This window comes from Novosphingobium sp. NFX11, from assembly GCF_057376415.1.
The window spans coordinates 1,181,685-1,200,570 of sequence record NZ_CP080385.1 but is presented as its reverse complement, the minus strand read 5'-3'; the positions used below and the strand labels follow the sequence as shown (position 1 = coordinate 1,200,570).

Sequence of the window (18,886 nt, the reverse complement as noted above, 5' to 3'; positions counted from 1 at the left end):
CACCACCATCGTTCGTCATTGCGAGCGCAGCGAAGCAATCCAGGGCGGTTTTGCGTCGCCCTGGATTGCTTCGCTGCGCTCGCAATGACGAACAGGTGAGGCGGGTTCATCGTCTTATCCGGCGTATTCGAGCATGATCGTGGCCAATGGCGGCAAGGTTACCGTCGCCTGCCCGTCCAACGCCTTCACCTGACCGAGGTTGCCCTTGCCGGTGCCGCCGTAGTGGACGGAATCGCTGTTGAGCACTTCGCTCCACTTGCCGTCGATCGGCAGGGGGATGCGATACCCGACGCGCATCGTGGGCGTCATGTTGGCGATCACCGCGATGGGCTTGGCCCCCGGTGCCTTGCGCAGCCAGGCGAAGACGCAGTTCTCCTTGTCGTCGACGATCAGCCACTCGAAGCCCTCGGGATCGCAATCCCCTGCGTGAAGCGCGGGCTTGGTGCGATAGAGGCGGTTGAGGTCCTTCACCAGATTGCGCACGCCTTCGTGCGCGGGGGCATCGCGCAAGTCCCAGTCCAGCGCGCGCTCCTCGCTCCATTCGCGGCGCTGGGCGAATTCCTGCCCCATGAACAGCAGCTTCTTGCCCGGATAGGCCCACATGAAGGCGTAGTAGGCGCGCAGGTTCGCGAACTTCTGCCAGTCGTCGCCGCTCATCTTGCCCAGCAACGAGCCCTTGCCGTGAACCACTTCGTCATGGCTGAGCGGCAGGACGTAGTTTTCCGAGAAGGCGTAGACGAGGCCGAAGGTCAGGTCTTCATGGTGATACTTCCGATGCACGGAATCGCGCGCCATGTAGCGCAGCGTGTCGTGCATGAAGCCCATGTTCCACTTGAACCCGAAGCCCAGCGCGGTCTCGCGCCCCTTGCCGTCGCCTTCGTAGGCGGGCTGGGTGACGCCGGGCCATGCCGTCGATTCCTCGGCGATGGTCATGAAGCCGGGGTGCTCGCGGTAGACGGCGCGGTTGACTTCGCGCAGGAATTCCACCGCCTCCCAGTTCTCGCGGCCACCGTCCTGATTGGCGATCCACTCGCCCGCCTTGCGCGAGTAGTCGCGGTAGAGCATCGAGGCGACGGCATCCACGCGCAGCCCGTCGACGTGGTAGCGCTCGGCCCAGAACAGCGCGTTGTTGAGCAGGAAGCTGGCGACCTCGCGGCGGCCGAAGTTGTAGATCAGCGTGCCCCAGTCGGGCTGCTGGCCCAGCTTCGGGTCGGCGTGTTCGTAAAGCGCGGTGCCGTCGAAGCGGCAGAGGCCGTGCTCGTCCTTGGGGAAGTGCGCGGGCACCCAGTCGAGCAGGACGCCGATGCCCGCCCGGTGCGCGCCGTCGACGAAGCGGGCGAAGCCGGCAGGTTCCCCGAAGCGCGAAGTCGGGGCGTAGAGGCCGGTCGTCTGGTAACCCCACGAAGGATCGTAGGGGTGCTCGCTGATCGGCAGGAACTCGATATGGGTAAAGCCCATCTCGACCACGTAGGGGATCAGTTCGTCGGCCAGCGCATCCCAGTCGAGGAACCAGTTCCAGCGGTCGCGCTTCCACGAACCGGGGTGGACCTCGTAGATCGAGACCGGCACCTTGCGGGCGTCGACGGTGGCCCAGTGCTCGCGGTGGGCCTTGTCGCCCCAGTCGAGCTTGGCCGGGACGGCGGTGACCGAGGCGTTGTCCGGCCGGATTTCCGACATGAAGGCGAAGGGATCGGCTTTCAGCGGCTGCACCATGCCGTCGGCGCCGACCACGTGGTACTTGTAGGCGCGGTAATCGCCGATGTCGGGGATGAAGATTTCCCACACGCCGATATCGGCGCGGGCGCGCATGACGTGGCGCTTGGCGTCCCAGTCGTTGAAGTCGCCCACCACGCTGACCTGCCGGGCGTTGGGCGCCCAGACCGCGAAGTGGACGCCGTGCGCGCCCTCATGCTCGATCAGGTGCGCGCCCAGCTTGTCGAACAGGCGGTAATGCGTGCCTTGCGCGATCAGCAGGTCGTCCACCGGGCCGAGCACCGGGCCGAAGGTATATGGGTCGGTTACAAGCCAGTCATGCCCGTGCGCTGTGCAGCGGTAGCGGATCGGCTGCGGCTTGATACGTAGCCGCCCTTCGAAGAGATAGCGCGGATCGACCTTGTCGAGCTTGCCGAGCCAGTGTCCGTCGAGGCTGAACGCCTCGACGGTCTCGGCGCCCGGAAGGATCGCCCTCAGGTGCGTCCCGTCCGGCCCGGCATGGGTGCCGAGCAGCGAGAACGGATCTGCGTTGGTTCCTAGAAGCAGGGATTCGAGAGCGCTTTCCGTTGGCTTCACAGAACTTTCCAGATGTCCTTGGCGTACTCGGAGATAGTACGGTCCGAGGAGAACCAACCGACGTTGGCGATGTTCCGGATTGCCGAGGCGCGCCAGCCCGCCTTGTTCTCCCACCGCGCGTCGACTTCGCGCTGGGCGGCGGTGTAGCTGTCGAAATCGGCGGCGCACATGAACCAGTCATGCTCGTAGATGCCGTTGACCAGCCCTTCGTAGCGGTGCGGATCGTCGTGCGAGAACACGCCCGAGGCGATGGCCGACAGGGCCTGCCCCAGTTCGCGCGATTCCTCGATGATGGCGCGGGGGTTGTAGCCCTCGGCACGCTTGGCGGCGACTTCCTCGGCGGTCAGGCCGAAGATGACGATGTTCTCGTCGCCGACGTGCTCCTTGATCTCGACGTTGGCGCCGTCGAGCGTGCCGATCGTCAGCGCGCCGTTGAGGGCGAATTTCATGTTGCCCGTGCCCGAGGCTTCCATGCCCGCGGTCGAGATCTGCTCCGACAGGTCGGCGGCGGGGATGATCCGCTCGGCCAGGCTGACATTGTAGTTGGGCACGTAGACGACCTTGAGCAGCCCGCCCACCGAGGGGTCGGAATTGATGCGCCGGGCGATGTCGTTCGCCAGCTTGATGATGAGCTTGGCGTTGTGATAGCTCGACGCGGCCTTGCCGCCGAAGATCTTGACGCGCGGCACCCAGTCGCGCTCCGGGTGGCTGCGGATCTGGTCGTAGAGCGCGACCGTCTCGATCAGGTTGAGCAGCTGGCGTTTGTATTCGTGGATGCGCTTGATCTGGACGTCGAACATCGCGTCGGGATCGAGGCGGATGCCCATCGTGCGCTTGATGTAGTCCGCCAGCGCGACCTTGTTCGATCGCTTGACCTCCGCGATGCGCTCACCCAGCGCGGCGTCGTCCGCCAGCGCGTTGAGGTCGGACAGCTTCGCCGCGTCGTCCAGGAATTCAGGGCCGATGGCGTCCCTGATGACCTTGGTGAGCCCGGGATTGCACTGCTGCAGCCAGCGGCGCGGGGTGACGCCGTTGGTCTTGTTGTTGATCCGGCTCGGGTAGAGCGCGTGGAGATCGGCGAAGACCGTCTCTTTCATCAGATCGGTATGCAGCGCGGCGACGCCGTTGATCGAGTGCGCGCCCACGAACGCGAGGTTCGCCATGCGCACGCGGCGCTCCCCGCTCTCGTCGATGAGGCTGATCGCGGCGATCTGCGCGTCGGTCAGGCCCGCCTTGCGCGCTTCGCGCAGGACGCGGCTGTTGATCGCGTAGATGATCTGCATGTGGCGCGGCAGCAGGCGCTCGAACAGCGGCAGCGGCCAGGTTTCCAGCGCCTCGGGCAGAAGGGTGTGGTTGGTGTAGGAGATGGTCTTCTTGGTGACCTCCCACGCCTCGTTGAACTCCAGCCCTTCGAGGTCGACCAGAACGCGCATCAGTTCGGCGACGGCGACCGAGGGATGCGTGTCGTTGAGCTGGATCGCGGCCTTGTCCGGCAGGGTGCGGATATCGCCCTCGTACTGGACGTGGCGGCGCACGATGTCCTGGATCGAGGCGGCGGTGAAGAAATACTCCTGCCGCAGCCGAAGCTCCTGGCCCGCCGGGCTGGAGTCGGCCGGATAGAGCACGCGCACCAGCGCCTCGGCCCGCACCTTCTCCGCCAGCGCGCCGAAGTGGTCGCCGGCGTTAAAGGCGTCGAGCTTCAGCGGGTCGATCGGGTTGGCGGTCCACAGCCGCAGCGTGTTGACGCGCTTGCCGCGCCAGCCGACCACCGGGGTATCGACGGCGGTGGCGTCCACTTCCTCGGCCGCGTTCCACATGACACCGTCGCCCTTGGCGATTACCTCACCGCCGAAGCCGATGCGGTAGGTGCTCTCCAGCCGCTCGAACTCCCACGGGTTGCCGTGAGCGAGCCATGTCTCGGGCAGTTCGACCTGCCAGCCGTCGTCGATGCGCTGGCGGAACATGCCGTTCACGTAGCGGATGCCGTAGCCGTAAGCCGGAATGTCGAGCGTCGCGAGGCTCTCCATGAAGCACGCCGCCAGACGCCCGAGGCCGCCGTTGCCGAGCGCCGCGTCGGGCTCCAACTCCTCCAGTTCGGCAAGGTCGAGGCCGAAGGAAGCGAGGGCCTTCTCCATGTCGCGCGTGACGCCCAGGTTCGAGAGCGCGTCGCGCAGCAGGCGACCGATCAGGAACTCCATCGAGAGGTAGTAGACGCGCTTGCCGCCCGCCTCGTACGTCCGCTGGGTCGATTCGATCCACGCGTCGATGATGTGATCGCGCAAGGTCAGGATCGAGGATGCGTACCAGTCATGCTGCTTGGCCGCGCGCTGATCCTTGCCGATGCGGCGACGCAGGACGCGCAGGATGTCCTTTTCCATCTGCGAGACGGCGTCTTGCTTGATGTCGGACACGGGTTCGCTGGCCATGAGCACACTCCATAGCAGGCCATGCCGACGTACCGAATACGGCTCGACGGGACGGGCCGGTTGATGCCAGGACGAAGGCGACGCCCCCTTCCCGTTCCTAAGGAGTAATGGCTAGCACAGGCTTGCGATGCGGCAAGAGAGATTGTGCAGTGCGGCAATGATTTTCCTGCCCGGGAAAGACCGGAGCCGCGCAAGGCAGCCCCGGCCTCCTGCATGGACCTAGCGGTCCTCCTCCCAGGTGCAGTCCTTGATCTCGATGCCGAGGTCGGCGACCAGCTTGCGCATGCCGAGGACGTCGAACAGCACTTCGCCCTCGCCGATACGGCGGCGGAACTCGACCTCGTTGGCTGCGCGGGCCTCGGCATTCGTGACGGCCAGTTCCAGCAGCGCGCGCGGGATCACCAGAACGCCGTCCGAATCGCCGACGATCAGGTCGCCCGGCTCCACCAGCACGCTATCGACCACGATCGGCACGTTGACCGCAGCCGGGCCGCGCTTCTTGGGGTGTTCGGGAGAGACGGCGGTAGACCAGACCGGATAGCCGAGGTCCCGGATCGCATCGACGTCGCGCGTGGCGCCATGGACGACGGTGCCGACGAGGCCCTTCTTCTGCGCGAACGTGCAAGCGACGTCGCCCCACAGCGCGCCCTGATGCCCGCCACCGTTGGTCAGGACCAGCACGTCGCCCGCCTCGGCGGTATAAAGTGCGGCATGGATGGCGAGGTTATCGCCCGGGAAATTCCACGCCGTCACCGCCGGACCGCAGACCTTCTGGCCGGGCGCGATGGGGACCATGGCCGGGCTCATCAGGCACATGCGCCCGGCGATCTCGCCAAGGCCTTCGTGCAGGTCGGCGATGCCGAACTTCGCGGCGCGGGCGATGAGCGCCGGGTCGGGGCGGTGCACCCTGGCATAGATCACGGACTTGGTGGGCGCGGTCACGGCAGAACCTCCGGGTTGAGCAGGGTGGCGGGGACTTCGCCCCGGCTGACGGTGTCGATGACGGCGGCGACATGAAGCGCCATGTCCTTCATCCCCGCCTCGGTCACGCCCGCGACGTGGGGCGAGAGCAGGCAGTTGGAGAGGCCGAACAACGGGTGGTCGGCAGCGGGCGGTTCGGCCTCGAACACGTCGATACCCGCGCCCGCGATCTGGCCGCAGCGCAGCGCCTCGGCCAGCGCTGCCTCGTTGACGATCCCTCCGCGAGAGCAGTTCACCAGCAGCGCGTGCGGCTTCATCATGCCCAGCTCGACGGTATCGATGAGGTTGCGGGTGCCCTCGGTCAGGGGCACGTGAATGGATACGATGTCGCAGCCGAGCACGCCCGTCAGGTCTGCCGGTTCGACACCTGCGGCGCGCACTTCAGCATCGGACACCACAGGATCAAAGGCCAGCACCTCACACCCGAACCCGGCGCCGCAGATCTTGGCGACTTGCCGGGCGATCCGGCCGAAGCCGATCAGACCGACGCGGGCACCGGTGAGGTCGCCGAGGCGGATGCCCCAACGTTCGTCCCAGCGCCCCTCGCGCACGAGGGCATCCATGTCGCGCGTGCGGCGCAGCAGGCCGAGCATCAGCGAAACCGAGCCCTCTGCCACGGCGGTGGAGTTGTTGCCGCCCGGCGTGTTGGCGACCATCACCCCTTGCTGGGTAGCGGCAGGAATGGCGATGTTGTCCACACCCGCGCCATGCTTCACGATGGCCTTGAGGCCGCGCATCGCGCCGAAGATATCCGGCCCCAGCGGGCTGGTGCGGATGACGAGCACGGTCGTTTCGGCCACGCTGGGATCGTCGAGTCCGATGACATCATGCGCCGCCGCGATGCGCTCCACTCCTGACGGATGGATCGGATCGACGATGCAGACGCGCTCTCGGGAGGGGTGGGAGTGTCCTTGGGCATTGTTCTTGATGTATACCATCGGGGCGATTTTGGAGGGCCTGACGGTGAAAGGCCTTTAGCTTACGGTCAAGCTGCAATACGGTTGGCGACTTATAATATGTATCCGATCCGGGCACTTCCCGTCCGGGCGATCAATCGAAGGAGAGGACGATGTTCGCCGCCCCGCCCGCCGTCACCGCGGAAGTGTTCTGCCGTATTCCCGACAAGTTTCGCCGCTTCGGCGAAAGCACGCAGTGGGCGCAGGTCCAGCTTCACGGCGCCGCCGCGCCGGTGTTCCTCGAAGGGCCGGTCTTCGATGCGGCGGGCAACCTGTGGGTCACCGACATTCCCTGGGGACGGCTGTTCCGGATCAGCCCGGACGGTGAATGTGAAGTCGGCTTCGAGTACGATGGCCAGCCCAACGGCATGAAATTCCTGAGCGACGGACGCCTGCTGGTGGCCGATCACCACAAGGGCATGGTCATCTGCGACCCTGCCAGCGGCAAGGCGGAGACGTGGTTCGACCGCTATCTGCTCGAACCGTTCCTGGGCTGCAACGACCTGACGATCGCGAAGAACGGCGACATCTGGTTCACCGATCAGGGCCAGTCTGGCTGGCAGAACCCCAACGGCCGCCTGTTCCGCGTCCGCGCCGGGACCGGACGGCTGGAACTGATGCTGGACGGGATTCCCAGCCCCAACGGCCTCGTGCTCAACAAGGCGGAGACCGCGCTTTACCTTGCCGTGACGCGCGCCAATGCGGTGTGGCGTTGTCCTCTCGTCAATGACGGCGAGGTGATCTCCAAGGTCGGGACCTATATCCAGCTTTCCGGCGGCTCCGGCCCGGACGGGCTGACCATCGACGAGAACGACAACCTCGTCGTCTGCCATGTGGGCTTCGGCGCGGTGTGGCTGTTCTCCGACCGGGGCGAGCCGATGCTGCGGATCGATGTTCCGGAAGGGCGCTACACCACCAACGCGGCCTACGGCGGGCCTGGGAACAGGTGGTTGTTCTTCACGGAATCGAGCACGGGGACGGTCTACAAGGTCGAGATGCCGGTAGCCGGGCGGGAGATCTACGAGGCAACGATTTAAAGATCCTCCCCGAGCTTGCTCGGGAGGGGGACCGCCGACGTAGTCGGTGGTGGAGGGAGAGTTCGAACATTCCCCTCCGTCGGCCCTGACGGGCTGCCACCTCCCCGAGACAAGCTCGGGGAGGAATTAGGCGGCTGTCAGGCCTGCCGCTGCAATGCCCGCGAAGGCCGCTTCCTCATCCTTGTCCGAGAGGTCGCCGCTCACGCCGACCGCGCCGAGCAGCACGCCTGCTTCGTCGCGGATCAACACGCCGCCTGCCGCCGGGATCAGCTTGCCGTGCCACGCGGCCGACAGCGCCGCCATGAATTGCGGGCGTTCCGCCGCCATGTCGCCGAGCTTGCGGCTGGACACGCCCATCGCCAGCGCGCCCGCCGCCTTGCCCGCGGCAATGTCGGGGCGGCCGTAGCCCGAGCCGTCCTCGCGCTCCATGGCGACGAGGTGGCCGCCGGCGTCGAGCACCACGACGGTCAGCGGATTGAGCCCCATTTCGCGCCCCTTGGCACGAGTGGCGGCGATAAGGCTGCGGGACTGGTCGAGGGTAATCATGCGCACAGGTTCTCCTGAATCGGTGGGCGAACCTTGGGGAAGGCGGCCCCTGCCTGCCCGTCCTGCGCGGCTTTTACAAGCGCCTGCCTACTCCGCCGCGAGCGGTATCGCCCCGCCGTCGCCGATCAGGTGCCCGTAGCGCAGCAAGCTGGTGCGGGTGCGGCGGATGTGCATGACGAGGGCGGCCTGAGCGGTCTCGACCTCGCGCTTGGCGATGGCGTCGTAGAGCAGCTGGTGCTCCAGATCGTGCGTGCGTCCACCCGGGCTCTTCGTTCCCGGCGTGGCGCTCGCCGCTGCCCCTGACATCGCCAGCTTCATGTAGGCGCGGCGATAGCTTTGCGTCGTGTCCCAGACCCGCTCGACGATCTGCGCGAGCAATGGCGTCGAGTGGCGGCGATAGGTGATCCAGTGGAATTCGCGGCCGAGCGCGATCGCTTCGTCGATGTCGGCGGTCTGCTCGTTGCGCTCCATGACGGCGCGCAAGTCGGCGAGGTCGGCTTCGGTCAGGTGCGGGACGCTGTCGGCAAGGAGCAGCGGCTCTATCCTTTCGCGGATTTCGTAAGACACCTCGAGGTCGCGGCGCGTCAGGCTGGTGACCCGCGCGCCCGCATTCGCGCGCATGGTGACCAGCCCGCGCGCCTCGAGGATGCGCAAGGCATCGCGCACCGGAATGCGGCTGGTGGCCAGTTCGTCTGCCAGTTCGTCCTGCTTGATCCGTGCACCGGGAGGCAGTGCTCCCGATAGGATACGTTCGGCTAGAATATCGGCGACGCGCTGGCTGGCGACGCCCTGGGGAACGGTAAGGTCTCTGGTCATGGCGTCGCTTCGCGTTTTGGATACGATCAGCGGCATAGACCGTTACGAAGGGGGCGCAAAGAGGTACGTGACGGCGCTCAAGAGAGATGAAGTCGCGAAGGGAGGACGGCGTAGACGTCGCCGCGCCGTCCTCCCTGCGCCGTCCTCCCTGTCTTTCGGGATCAGAACATGGTTCGCAGGCCGAACACCACGTTGCGCCCGCGTAGCGGGGAGGCGTCCTTGATGAAGGATGCGTGGTTGAAGGCGAGGGCATTCGTCAGGTTGGTGCCGCGCACATAGAGTTCGGCCGACTGCTCGCCGAGAGCCAGCTTGTAGGAGACTGTGGCGTTGACCATGTCGTAACCCGGCGTGCGCGTCTCGTAGGAGGAGATGCGGCTCTGCTCGAAGACGCGAAAGTATTCGGCGTTCACGGCGAAGCCCGCCACCGCGACGTCGCCGCGCGCGCCGAGACGTCCCGCTGGGATGCGCGGCAGGTTACCGCCTTCATCCTTGAACTTCGCGCGCACGTAATCGCCGAAAACGGCAAGCCCGATGGTCGGCGAGAACTGATGGTGGACCTCGCCGTCGATGCCGGTGAAGGTGGCGTCGTGCGCGGTGTACCTGATGAGGCGGAAGTCCTCGAAGCGGTCCAGCGTCTCGGCGTAGATGTAACCGTCGAAGTCCTGGTGATAGGCGCCCAGCGTGAAGTGCGTGTCGCCCAGCGACTTGCGAAGGGTCACGTCGATGGAGTGTGCCGTTTCCTTGCCCAGCGTCGCGTCGCCCAGTTCATAGGTATTGGTCGCAAGGTGCACGCCGCGCGCGAACAGTTCCTGTGCCATCGGCGCACGTTGCGACCGGGCGAGCGAGAGCGCGACCGAATAACCGTTGCCGGCTTCCCAGATTGCCGCGCCGGAGAGCGAGAACGGATTGTGCTCGGCGCGGCGGTTCAGCGTCGTCTCGATCCTCTGCCACTCCTGCCGCACGGCGCCTTCGAAGCGGACGGGACCGAACTGGAGCGTTTCGAAGAGGAACAGACCGGTGTTCGTCGTCTTGCTCTCGGGCAGATAGGCCTCGGTGCCGATGGCGCTGAAGTCGCTCCGGGCGTGCTGGACGCCGAAAGTGCCGCGAAGTCCCGCCAGCGGCTTGTGCGTCAGTTCAAGGCGGACATCGTGCGCCTTGTTGCGGAAAGTCGTCGCGACCTCGTCATGTTCCAGTTCCTCGTGGCGGTACGTGGTCATGCCCGCGCGGAAGCGCACCCGCTCGAAACCGGGAAGCGGCTCTTCGTAGTCGCTGCGGATGTCGATCTGCTCGCTGCGCAGGCGCACGTAGGGCACTTCGTCATGGCCCTCTTCGTCGTGGTCGTGGTCGTGATCGTGGCCATCATCGTGATCGGCGTGGTCATCGTGGCCGCCGCAGTGGAGGCTGGCGCCGTGCGGGTGGCAGTCCTCGTAGTCGTGGCTGTGGCCGGGCAGTCCGTATTCGCTGGCCTGCCGGGTATAGGCTGCGCCGATATATCCCCGCTCGCCGACCCAGGCGCCGCCGACGGACCACGTCGAGGTGTCGTTGTAGGAGCCGTCGACGCGACGGTCGCCGAAGCGCGAGGGAACGCGATAGTCGTCGCTGGAACGGGCGACGCCTTCCACGCGAACGGCGAAGTTGCCGATGGCGCCGGTCATGCCGCCCACCAGTGACTGTTCGTTGTCCGCCGTGCCGAGACGCGCTTCCGCGACCGCTGCGACGCCATTGGCCGGCAGGGCCGTGGGAATCCTGCTGTCGAGCACGTTAACCGCGCCGCCGATCGCACCGCCGCCGTAAAGCAGCGTCGCCGGTCCGCGCAGAACCTCGATTCCGCGCATCAGCAGCGGCTCGGCCACGACCGCATGATCCGGAGAGACCTGCGAGGCGTCCTGGATCTGCGAGGCGTCGGACAGGACCTGCACGCGCGGCGCGGTCTGGCCGCGGATGACCGGGCGGCTCGCACCGCCGCCGAAGTTGTCGAAGTTGACGCCGGGCTGCCCGGCCAGCGTCTCTCCCAGCGTCGCCTGACGGCGGTGGACAAGCTCGTCTCCGCCCAGCGTCAGGACCGGCGTGACGGTCTCGTCCGCGCGCTGCTGCAGCGCCGTCGCCGTGACCACGATGTCATCGGCGCGGTGCGCCTTAGTCGATTGCGCGAGGGCCGCCGGAGCGACGATGCAAGCGGTTGCGACCGAGGCCAGAAGTATTCCGTGTTTCATGCCGAATTGTCCCCTCTAGGCTTGAGGGGTGGCCGTTAGATCATAATGAGATGATATAACATAAGATTTATATTTCAAAAAGTTTCCGGCGGCATCGGCGACGGGAGGGCCGGGAAGGGCAGATCCAGAACCAGCAGCAGGCGTGATATGCCCGTTCCGGCGATCGGCGGCGAGCGATGGAGGATCGCCGGTTCTTGAGCCCAGATACGGCCCTTGAACAGTCCGACGTCCCCTGCACGCAATCGCCTGACGGATGCGTCTTGTCCACAGGCCACTTCGATCCACTCCGTGCCGGGTTCGGTAAGGGGTATGATCATCCGCGCCCGGACGTTGTCCATGTGGAACTTGCGGCAGGCATCGGTCTCGACGATCTCCAGCCGCATGCGGACTGCGTCGCTTTGCATGATGCGGGCGAACAGGCGTGCCTGGGTGCTGATCTCTTCTGCAAGCGTGGCGGCGCGCCCATCGTCCGGGTAGCCCGCATCCCGCAGCGCGGCGGGGATGGACACAGTCAGGTCTACGACCGGAAAAGTCTCCTGCAGATCGTCGATTTCGTCGAGGTCGAGCGCATCGAGCCAGTCGAGCGACGCCGGCCGCGCGCGCTGCCACAAGGCGAGGTGGACGGCCTCGTCGTGGATGCAGTCCAGCACCAGCGGGATTTCGGCCGCGATCCATGCCGCTCGTGGGTGCGACAAAGAACCGCAGGGCATTGCGCTTTCGTCGGCGCCGGGCGAGACAGGAATGTTCATGGCTGGGATGTGCGTGACCCCTGGTCTCTCGGTTCAGGCCGGCGGTCGTTCCCGATGCCTGACCGGTTTTCCGGGGCGACGTGGCCGTCGCCCCGGAAGGTGATCCGTCGGAAGCCGGTTTTTAGAAGCTGACCCGCGCGCTGACGCGTATGTCCCGCCCGGCGAGCATCGAATAGTCCTTGAGGAACGACGATGCCCGGCGTGCCACGACGTCGAAGATGTTGTTCGCCGACAAGGCGAAGCTGAGTGGACGTTCGTTGCCCCAGGGACGGATGTTCACTTCGGCGTTGACCATAGTGTAGCCCGGCGTGCTCGTCTCGAATTCGGACGTGCGGTCCTGCTTGGTGACGCGCTCTACTTCGCCGCGGATGTCGAACTTGGGCGCCTGATAGCTCAGCCCGCCCAGAACGCGCAGCGGCGGTATGCGCGGCGCGGGGCCGACGCCGCTGATCTGGGCGTGGACATAGTCGCCCAGCGCATCGGCCACCACCTTGCCGTCGCCGAACCGGGCGAGGGTGAATGACCCCTGCGCCTCGAAGCCGTAGTAACGCGCGTCGGTCTGGCGGAACTGGTAGACGGGAAGGCCATCCTCTTCCGCGCCAGTCAGGTCCTCGTAAATGAAATTCGAGAACCAGGTGTGATAGGCCGATGCCTCGAAGGTGTAGTTCTCGCCGCTGCCGCGCAGGATCGCCTCGATGCTGTTGGCCTTCTCCAGTTTGAAGTCGGGGTTGCCGACCTCGTAGGCCTGTGTGCCTGCGTGCGGGCCATTGGCGAAGATTTCCTCCGCCGCCGGTGCGCGTTCCGTGTGCGAAAGGTTGAGGCCGACGCGCCAGTTGTCGCTGAGGCCGTAGGATGCGCCCAGCGAGCCGGAGAACGCATCGTAGCTGCGGCTGCCGTCGAAGAACTGTTCCTGATCGCTCAGGGGGCTCGCGGACAGATAGGTGTGCTCGTAGCGGCCACCGGCCTCGAACTTGAGCGCGCCGTAGTCAAGCTGCTGGAGCGTGAAGAGGCCGACCTGCGTGGTGGTGTTCTTGGGCAGGAAGGCTTCGTCGCCGATGACGTTGAAGTCACGGTTGTAGAACTGCAGGCCGGTGACGCCGTGCCAGGCGCCGTGCTTCGCCTGCGTGAATTCGAGGCGGCCTTCCATGCCCTTGTTGTAGAACGCGGTGCCGACCGAACCGTCTTCCTCCAGTTCGGCGTGCGTGTAATCGGCATAACCGAGGCGCAGCGATACCTTGTCCAGCACATTGCCGTCGCCGTCGAGTTCGGCGCGCATGTCGATGCGGTCCTGCTTCAGGCTGAGGCGGGGCGCCTCCTGTTCGTCGCCCGGCTGGGTGGCGAAGCGGATCGGTACGCCGTAAAGGCTGTCGTAGTGGCTGTACGACACGCCGATGTTGCCGCCGGTGCCGATGTAGGCAAGGCCGGCCCCGGCTGTCCAAGTCTTCGACGCCGAATTCGGCAGCTTGCCTTTCACGGCAGCGTTGGCGGCGTAGTCGATCGTTTCCTCGCCATCTGCCGGCTCTTCGGCAGGCAGCAGGCTCGTTGCGAGGGCCTGTTCGCGCAGCGCCGGGGTGAGGGCGTGGCCGCCGATCCGCACGTTGTCGCTCTTCAGGTAGCTGCCGTCGGCATGGGCGACCCAGCCGCCGTCGGGGCCGTTGCTCAGGGGTACGTCCACCGAGGCCGAGCCCGAGCGCTCATTGGCGGCAGATCCATAAGTGCCCATGGCATCGACATGGACCGCCTCGTCCGGGACCGAAGTGGGAATCCGCTTGTCGATCACGTTCACGACGCCGCCGATCGCCGATGAACCGTACAGCAGCGACTGCGGCCCACGCAGCACCTCAATGCGCTCTGCCAGCAGCGGATTGACGACGGCGGCGTGATCGACGGACGTGTTGGAGACGTCGATCGAACCGAGGCCGTTGGTCAGCACGCGCACGCGCTCGCCCTGAAGACCGCGCAGCACTGGACGCGAGGCGCTGGGGCCGAAGGACGTGGCCGAGACACCGGGTTGATGCTCCAGGGTCTCGCCGATCGAGGGACGCATCGCCTGCGCCAGATCTTTGCCCTGCACTACCGCGACGCTCGACAACATGTCCTGGCGGCGGGTGGACAGCACGCCGGTCACGACGATCTCCGACCCTGCCGACTGATGATAGGTGTCGGTGCCCGAACTGGCGGTCTGCGTAGGCGCCGGTTGCGTCTGGGCGATGGCAGGGGAGGCGAGAACAGCCAATGCGCAGCCGGAGAGAAGCTGGAGTTTCATTCGGTTGGGTTCCTGAAAGGACATGATGTAACGTATCTCTGCTCGTCAACGGGCGACCCGAAGGACGATGACGCACCGCACCTAATGGATTTCAGGAGATGTTACAACATCATTTCCGGAAGATTGCCGATCGGTGTTCTTGCCGGGAGCCCGAGCCCGGATTCCGACCCTAGAACCCGGCCATCGAAAGTGAGGCTCGAACCAGGTCGGGCACCGAGCGCAGGGCCATCTTGCGCATCAGGCTGGAGCGGTGGAGCTTGACGGTGATCTCGCTGATCTCCAGTTCCCAGGCGATCTGCTTGTTCATCAACCCGCGTACGACGCCCTCCATAACCTGCCGCTCGCGTGGGGTGAGGGTGCCGAAACGTTGCGAAATGGCCTGATTTCGCCGAGCGACCGAGCGCCGCTCGGTGTCGATTTCCAGCGCGTGCTCGACGGCGCCCAGCAGGTCGTGCTCGTCATAGGGGCGGGGCAGAAAGTCCACCGCCCCCGCTTTGATCGCCCGTACCGAGAGCGGCACGTCGGCATCGTCGGTCAGGAAAATGACGGGAATGGGCTCGCCGCGGCCCTTGAGGCGCTCAATCAGTTCGAGGCCGTCGATGGTGGGCATGCGTACCTCCGCGACGATGCAGCACGGCGCTTCGGGCAGCGCCGCGTCGAGCAAGGCTCCAGCCCAGGCGAAAGTCTCGACGACATGGCCCTCCGCGTCCAGCAGGGCGTGCAGCCTCGACCGGGCCTCGCCGTCGTCATCGACGATCAGAACCTTGCCGGGGCGGGCGTGGTCGTCGGCGGGATTGCGCGTCGGCTGGTTGGTGGGATGGATCATTGCTCAACTCCTTCTGGCGGAGCGGGAATGATGCAAAGTGCACACAACCGGCAATCCCCTCTTTCGGGGGCTTTCCCCCGAGCGCCCTGCCGGATTACACGCATCACATGGACAACAGCGATTTTCAGGCCACTATCCGCATCGCCGTGGTCGATGACCACCCGCTGCTGCGCGACGGCATCATCGCCGTCTTCGCGACCCAGCCCGATCTGGAACTGATCGCGGTGGGCGAGGACGGCGAGGCGGCGGTGCGCATCTATCGCGAGGCGCGCCCCGATATCCTGCTGCTCGACTTGCAGATGCCCAACGTCGATGGGGTGGAGGCGATGACGCGCATCCTCGCCGAATTTCCCGAGGCGCGCATCCTGGTGCTCACGACCTATTCGGGCGATGGCCGCGCCACGCAGGCGATCAAGGCGGGAGCTTCCGGCTACCTGCTCAAGAACAGCCTGAGGACCGAACTGCTCGATGCGATCCGCTCGGTCCATCGGGGCGGCACGCACTTCGATCGCCAGGTGTTCGGCGCCGCCGACCGCGAGGCCAAGCGCCTGACCGCGCGCGAGAGCGACGTTCTGGAACTGGCGGCGGCGGGCAATTCCAACAAGCAGATCGCGGCGCGGCTGTCACTGTCCGAGGACACGGTGAAAGGCTATATGAAGGCGATCTTCGCGCGGCTCGGCGCGATGGACCGCACGCATGCGGTGGCGATCGCCGTGCGCAACGGGCTGATCGAGCTTTAGATTCTCCCCCTCGTCATTGCGAGCGAAGCGAAGCAATCCAGGGCCAGGTAAACCGCCCTGGATTGCTTCGCTTCGCTCGCAATGACGAAAGAGGTGCGGGCAAAGCCATCACCGATACGCGATCTTCGCGGGCAGGCTCAGCCGGATCGAGGTGCCCTGTCCCGCCGCATTGGCGATCGCGAAGGCGCCGCCCAGCCGCTCGATCCGCTCGCGCATGCCAGTGAGGCCGAAGTGCCCCGCGCGCCCACCGGCCGCGCGTACGTCTTCGGGCAGGCCGACGCCGTCGTCCACCACCCGCAGCGAAAGCCGGTCGCGGCCGTGGTGGATCTCCACCCGCACCATGCCCGCCCGGGCATGCTTGACCGCATTGGCCAGCGCTTCGCCCACCGCGAGTTCCAGTTCCTCGGCGACCGGAGCGCCGACCAGCCGCTCGGGGCCGTCGACCTTGACCTCCCACGGCAGGGTATCGCCCACCACGCGTGCGGCGCAGGCGCGCAGGGTTTCGGCGATGCATTTGGGCTCGGCATCCTCGCGCAGGCCCCGCACGCGCTCGCGGCCATGGAGCAGGACGTCGTCGGCACGCTCCAGCGCTTCCTCGATGGCGGTGTGGGCGGGGGTGCCCGGCGTGGTCAGGTGCAGCACCGTCTGGAAGCGCAGCATCAGGCCCTGGAAGCCCTGTAGCAGCGTATCGTGCAGGTCCTGTGCGATGCGCTCGCGTTCGGCCACGCGTTCCTCGATGCGGTCGCGCAGGGACTGCATGGCGGCGCGCATGCGCCAGCGAAACAGCGCGTAGCCACCGAGCACCGCGCCTGCCAGCACGGCAAGGCGGAACCATGCGGTCTGCCAGAAATGCGGGGCGATGACGAAAGTGGCGGTCGCTTCCCGCTTCGCCCACGGCCCGTCGCCGGTGGCGGCGGTGACGTGGAAACGGTAGGTGCCCGGACCGAGCCCTGCGTAATCGACGCGGCGGCGCCCCTGCGCCTCCACCCAGTTCTCGTCCATCCCGTCGAGCCGGTAGCGATAGCGGTTGTTCTCCGCATCGGCGAGGCCGAGGCCGACGTAGGACAGGCTGACGCGCGTGGTGCCCGCAGGCAGGTGCGTGTTTGCGAGCGGATAAGCATGGCCGTCCACTTCCAGCGCGGTCACCGCGATCGGCATGTCGGCTTTGAGCGGGGCGATGCGCGAGGGGGCCACCTGCACTACTCCGGTGCTGGTGACGAACCATAGGCGTCCCTGCGCATCGACGGCGGCATCGTTGGCGGAGTAGGATTCGGTGCGTGCGCGGATCACGCCGCTCTGGCCGAAGCGGGCGAGCGGGATCGGCGTGCCGGGCTTCGCGAAGGCGGCATCGAGGTCCGCCTCGGCCACGCGGATGATGCCGCCTGACGATATCAGCCAGTAATGTCCGGCGACGCGCACGATGCCCATCACCCCTGCCAGCCACGGATACGTCCGCGCGCTCAGCTGCTGCGCGCGGCGGCCGTCGTAGCGGGCGAGACCCGCCTCGCCGCCGATCCATGTTTCGCCGTCCATCTGCTTGAGCATGCGCACGAAGCCGACGCCGCCCTTGCTGCCTGCGCCGTCGCCTTCGGGCCAGATGGGCGTGGTCTTGCCGTCATGGACGCGGGCAAGCAGGCGCAGCGGCTGGTTGACGATGAAGGTGGCTGGACCCGGCGCGATGAAGGTCGTCGCGGGCGGGAGGCTCTCGTCCTTGGTCCAGCGGGTGCCGTCGAGCCGGAACATGCCGGAGGCCGATACCGATTCCCACAGCCGCCCCTGCGGATCGGAGGCGCAGGCCTGGGCGAACTGGCGCTCATGCTCCAGCGGACCGACGATCCGCGTCACGGCGGCGCCGCGCACGAGATATTCGTTCTTGTACGTGAGCACATAGGCACCGACGCCCGAAACCGAGCAGACCTCGGAAACCAGCCCCGAACGCAGGATCAGCTGCGCCTTGCCGTCGACGATGCGGTAGAGGCCCTCGTCCCCGCCGATGTAGAAGAGCCGTCCGGGCCGGTGGCGATGCCGGTGCGCACTCCCTTGATCGCGGCGTAGCGCACGACCGGGGTGCGTACGAAGCGGTGCAGGCCGTCCGGCGCGCCGCCCCAGATGGTGCCCTCGCCGTCGCGCATCAGGGTGAACATGCCGACGGGGTAGGTCTGCGCGTGGTCCATGCTCAGCGCGCCGCGTGGTACTGTCGCGAGGCCCGAGGCATTGCCTGCGATCCACAGCAGGTCATCGTCGTCGAACAGCATCTCGCGCCAGCCGTCGCCGCCGTTCAGCGGCTCGCCGAAACCGACGTCGGTTTGCGCGAAACCCTTCGCGGTCAGGCGCTGGAGGCCGTCGCTCGAATAGAACCACATCGCGCCGGTGCGGTCCTCGCGGAAGGCGGGGCCGAGGTTCATGAGCGCGGGCACCGTTTCCAGCTTGCGGCTGCCGGGGGCCAGACGGCGCAAGTCGGGATTGGAGGCGATCCAGATGGCGCCGTTGCTCTGGCGGTACATGCGCAGCAGCGGGCCGTCGACGTCGATCACGTCCCAGCGGCCGTTCACCCAATGGCGCAGCTGCGAGCCGAAGCCGCTCCAGGTAGAAACCCAGATCGAGCCGTCAGGCGCGGCGATGATGTCGGTGATGCGCCCGCGCGGCTTTTCCGGGTTGGCGCCGCGCAAGTGCCCATCCCTGAGCCGGGCGATGCCGCCGAAGGCATAGCCCACCCATAGGCTGCCGTCCGGCCCTGCAGCCAGCGCGGTGACCTGCCGGGCGCGGAAGTTGTCGAAGTCCTCGGGCTCGACGCGCAGGAAGTTCAATCCGTCGAAGCGGTAGAGCCCGTCGCCCGAGCCGAGCCACAGGAACCCGTCGCGGGTGCGGGCGATGGCGCGGATATCGGGCGGGGCGCCGTCCGCCAGCGACCAGTAGCGGCTGGCGTAGCCGGGGATCTCGGTTGCGGGAGAGGCCAGCAGCGCGGGCGCGCAGAGGCTCGCGCCGACGAGGGCGGCGATGGCGCGGAAAAGCGGGCGGGCGACACGGACGGGACGCATCGC

14 protein-coding genes are annotated in these 18,886 nt (G+C 66.6%); 2 read left to right on the top strand and 12 right to left on the bottom strand.

Going from position 1 to position 18,886, the window contains the following annotated elements; all coding sequences use genetic code 11:
* Positions 1 to 114: 114 nt before the first annotated feature.
* The 4 genes from glgB to KZO24_RS23275 form a co-directional block, all read right to left on the bottom strand.
* Positions 115 to 2,289 (bottom strand): 1,4-alpha-glucan branching protein GlgB, encoded by a 2,175-nt coding sequence (gene glgB / locus KZO24_RS23290; protein WP_271184393.1) that lies wholly within the window; start codon positions 2,287 to 2,289, stop codon positions 115 to 117.
* Positions 2,286 to 4,715: a glycogen/starch/alpha-glucan phosphorylase gene (locus KZO24_RS23285; RefSeq protein WP_271184394.1), complete on the bottom strand. Its 2,430-nt coding sequence runs from the start codon at positions 4,713 to 4,715 to the stop codon at positions 2,286 to 2,288. Before KZO24_RS23285 ends, glgB begins: the two co-directional genes overlap by 4 nt.
* A gap of 219 nt (positions 4,716 to 4,934) precedes the next feature.
* Positions 4,935 to 5,657 carry a 4-carboxy-4-hydroxy-2-oxoadipate aldolase/oxaloacetate decarboxylase gene (locus tag KZO24_RS23280; RefSeq protein WP_271184395.1) on the bottom strand — a complete coding sequence of 241 codons (723 nt, stop codon included), beginning with the start codon at positions 5,655 to 5,657 and terminating at the stop codon, positions 4,935 to 4,937.
* The gene (locus tag KZO24_RS23275) at positions 5,654 to 6,634 is read right to left on the bottom strand and encodes a hydroxyacid dehydrogenase (protein WP_486487297.1); all 981 of its coding nucleotides are present in this window, start codon (positions 6,632 to 6,634) and stop codon (positions 5,654 to 5,656) included. The genes KZO24_RS23280 and KZO24_RS23275 overlap by 4 nt, the downstream gene beginning before the upstream one ends.
* A 131-nt stretch (positions 6,635 to 6,765) precedes the next feature.
* Here KZO24_RS23275 and KZO24_RS23270 point away from each other — a divergent pair, with 131 nt between their 5' ends.
* Positions 6,766 to 7,689 (top strand): SMP-30/gluconolactonase/LRE family protein, encoded by a 924-nt coding sequence (locus tag KZO24_RS23270; protein WP_271184397.1) that lies wholly within the window; start codon positions 6,766 to 6,768, stop codon positions 7,687 to 7,689.
* A 126-nt stretch (positions 7,690 to 7,815) separates the two neighbouring features.
* Here KZO24_RS23270 and KZO24_RS23265 read toward each other — a convergent pair whose 3' ends face one another.
* From KZO24_RS23265 to KZO24_RS23240, 6 genes are all read right to left on the bottom strand, one after another.
* Positions 7,816 to 8,235, bottom strand: a complete 420-nt coding sequence (locus KZO24_RS23265) for a GlcG/HbpS family heme-binding protein (protein ID WP_271184398.1) — start codon at positions 8,233 to 8,235, stop codon at positions 7,816 to 7,818.
* Between the two features lie 87 nt (positions 8,236 to 8,322).
* On the bottom strand, positions 8,323 to 9,051 hold the full coding sequence (locus KZO24_RS23260) for a GntR family transcriptional regulator (RefSeq protein ID WP_271184399.1): 729 nt from the start codon (positions 9,049 to 9,051) through the stop codon (positions 8,323 to 8,325).
* A gap of 161 nt (positions 9,052 to 9,212) precedes the next feature.
* Positions 9,213 to 11,264, bottom strand: coding sequence for a TonB-dependent receptor domain-containing protein (locus tag KZO24_RS23255; protein WP_486487296.1), 2,052 nt, complete (start codon positions 11,262 to 11,264; stop codon positions 9,213 to 9,215).
* 74 nt (positions 11,265 to 11,338) lie between these two features.
* Entirely contained in the window at positions 11,339 to 12,013 is a 675-nt protein-coding gene (locus KZO24_RS23250; protein WP_271184401.1) for a DUF1826 domain-containing protein, read from the bottom strand.
* Between the two features lie 121 nt (positions 12,014 to 12,134).
* Positions 12,135 to 14,279, bottom strand: coding sequence for a TonB-dependent receptor (locus tag KZO24_RS23245; RefSeq protein WP_271184402.1), 2,145 nt, complete (start codon positions 14,277 to 14,279; stop codon positions 12,135 to 12,137).
* Between the two features lie 169 nt (positions 14,280 to 14,448).
* Positions 14,449 to 15,105, bottom strand: coding sequence for a response regulator transcription factor (locus tag KZO24_RS23240; protein WP_271184403.1), 657 nt, complete (start codon positions 15,103 to 15,105; stop codon positions 14,449 to 14,451).
* 107 nt (positions 15,106 to 15,212) lie between these two features.
* Here KZO24_RS23240 and KZO24_RS23235 point away from each other — a divergent pair, with 107 nt between their 5' ends.
* Positions 15,213 to 15,845 (top strand): response regulator transcription factor, encoded by a 633-nt coding sequence (locus KZO24_RS23235; protein ID WP_271184404.1) that lies wholly within the window; start codon positions 15,213 to 15,215, stop codon positions 15,843 to 15,845.
* 108 nt (positions 15,846 to 15,953) lie between these two features.
* Here KZO24_RS23235 and KZO24_RS23230 read toward each other — a convergent pair whose 3' ends face one another.
* Both KZO24_RS23230 and KZO24_RS23225 read right to left on the bottom strand, forming a co-directional pair.
* Positions 15,954 to 17,732 (bottom strand): ATP-binding protein, encoded by a 1,779-nt coding sequence (locus KZO24_RS23230; protein WP_486487295.1) that lies wholly within the window; start codon positions 17,730 to 17,732, stop codon positions 15,954 to 15,956.
* A gap of 56 nt (positions 17,733 to 17,788) precedes the next feature.
* Positions 17,789 to 18,883, bottom strand: a complete 1,095-nt coding sequence (locus tag KZO24_RS23225) for a ligand-binding sensor domain-containing protein (RefSeq protein WP_486487294.1) — start codon at positions 18,881 to 18,883, stop codon at positions 17,789 to 17,791.
* Positions 18,884 to 18,886 lie beyond the last annotated feature (3 nt).

What these genes read in the sequence shown, in the direction of transcription:
- KZO24_RS23285 (WP_271184394.1), bottom strand. Translation starts at nt 4,715, where the DNA reads ATGGCCAGCGAACCCGTGTCCGACATCAAGCAAGACGCCGTCTCGCAG.
- KZO24_RS23275 (WP_486487297.1), bottom strand. Translation starts at nt 6,634, where the DNA reads ATGGTATACATCAAGAACAATGCCCAAGGACACTCCCACCCCTCCCGA.
- KZO24_RS23270 (WP_271184397.1), top strand. Translation starts at nt 6,766, where the DNA reads ATGTTCGCCGCCCCGCCCGCCGTCACCGCGGAAGTGTTCTGCCGTATT.
- KZO24_RS23265 (WP_271184398.1), bottom strand. Translation starts at nt 8,235, where the DNA reads ATGATTACCCTCGACCAGTCCCGCAGCCTTATCGCCGCCACTCGTGCC.
- KZO24_RS23260 (WP_271184399.1), bottom strand. Translation starts at nt 9,051, where the DNA reads ATGACCAGAGACCTTACCGTTCCCCAGGGCGTCGCCAGCCAGCGCGTC.
- KZO24_RS23255 (WP_486487296.1), bottom strand. Translation starts at nt 11,264, where the DNA reads ATGAAACACGGAATACTTCTGGCCTCGGTCGCAACCGCTTGCATCGTC.
- KZO24_RS23250 (WP_271184401.1), bottom strand. Translation starts at nt 12,013, where the DNA reads ATGAACATTCCTGTCTCGCCCGGCGCCGACGAAAGCGCAATGCCCTGC.
- KZO24_RS23245 (WP_271184402.1), bottom strand. Translation starts at nt 14,279, where the DNA reads ATGAAACTCCAGCTTCTCTCCGGCTGCGCATTGGCTGTTCTCGCCTCC.
- KZO24_RS23240 (WP_271184403.1), bottom strand. Translation starts at nt 15,105, where the DNA reads ATGATCCATCCCACCAACCAGCCGACGCGCAATCCCGCCGACGACCAC.
- KZO24_RS23235 (WP_271184404.1), top strand. Translation starts at nt 15,213, where the DNA reads ATGGACAACAGCGATTTTCAGGCCACTATCCGCATCGCCGTGGTCGAT.
- KZO24_RS23225 (WP_486487294.1), bottom strand. Translation starts at nt 18,883, where the DNA reads ATGCGTCCCGTCCGTGTCGCCCGCCCGCTTTTCCGCGCCATCGCCGCC.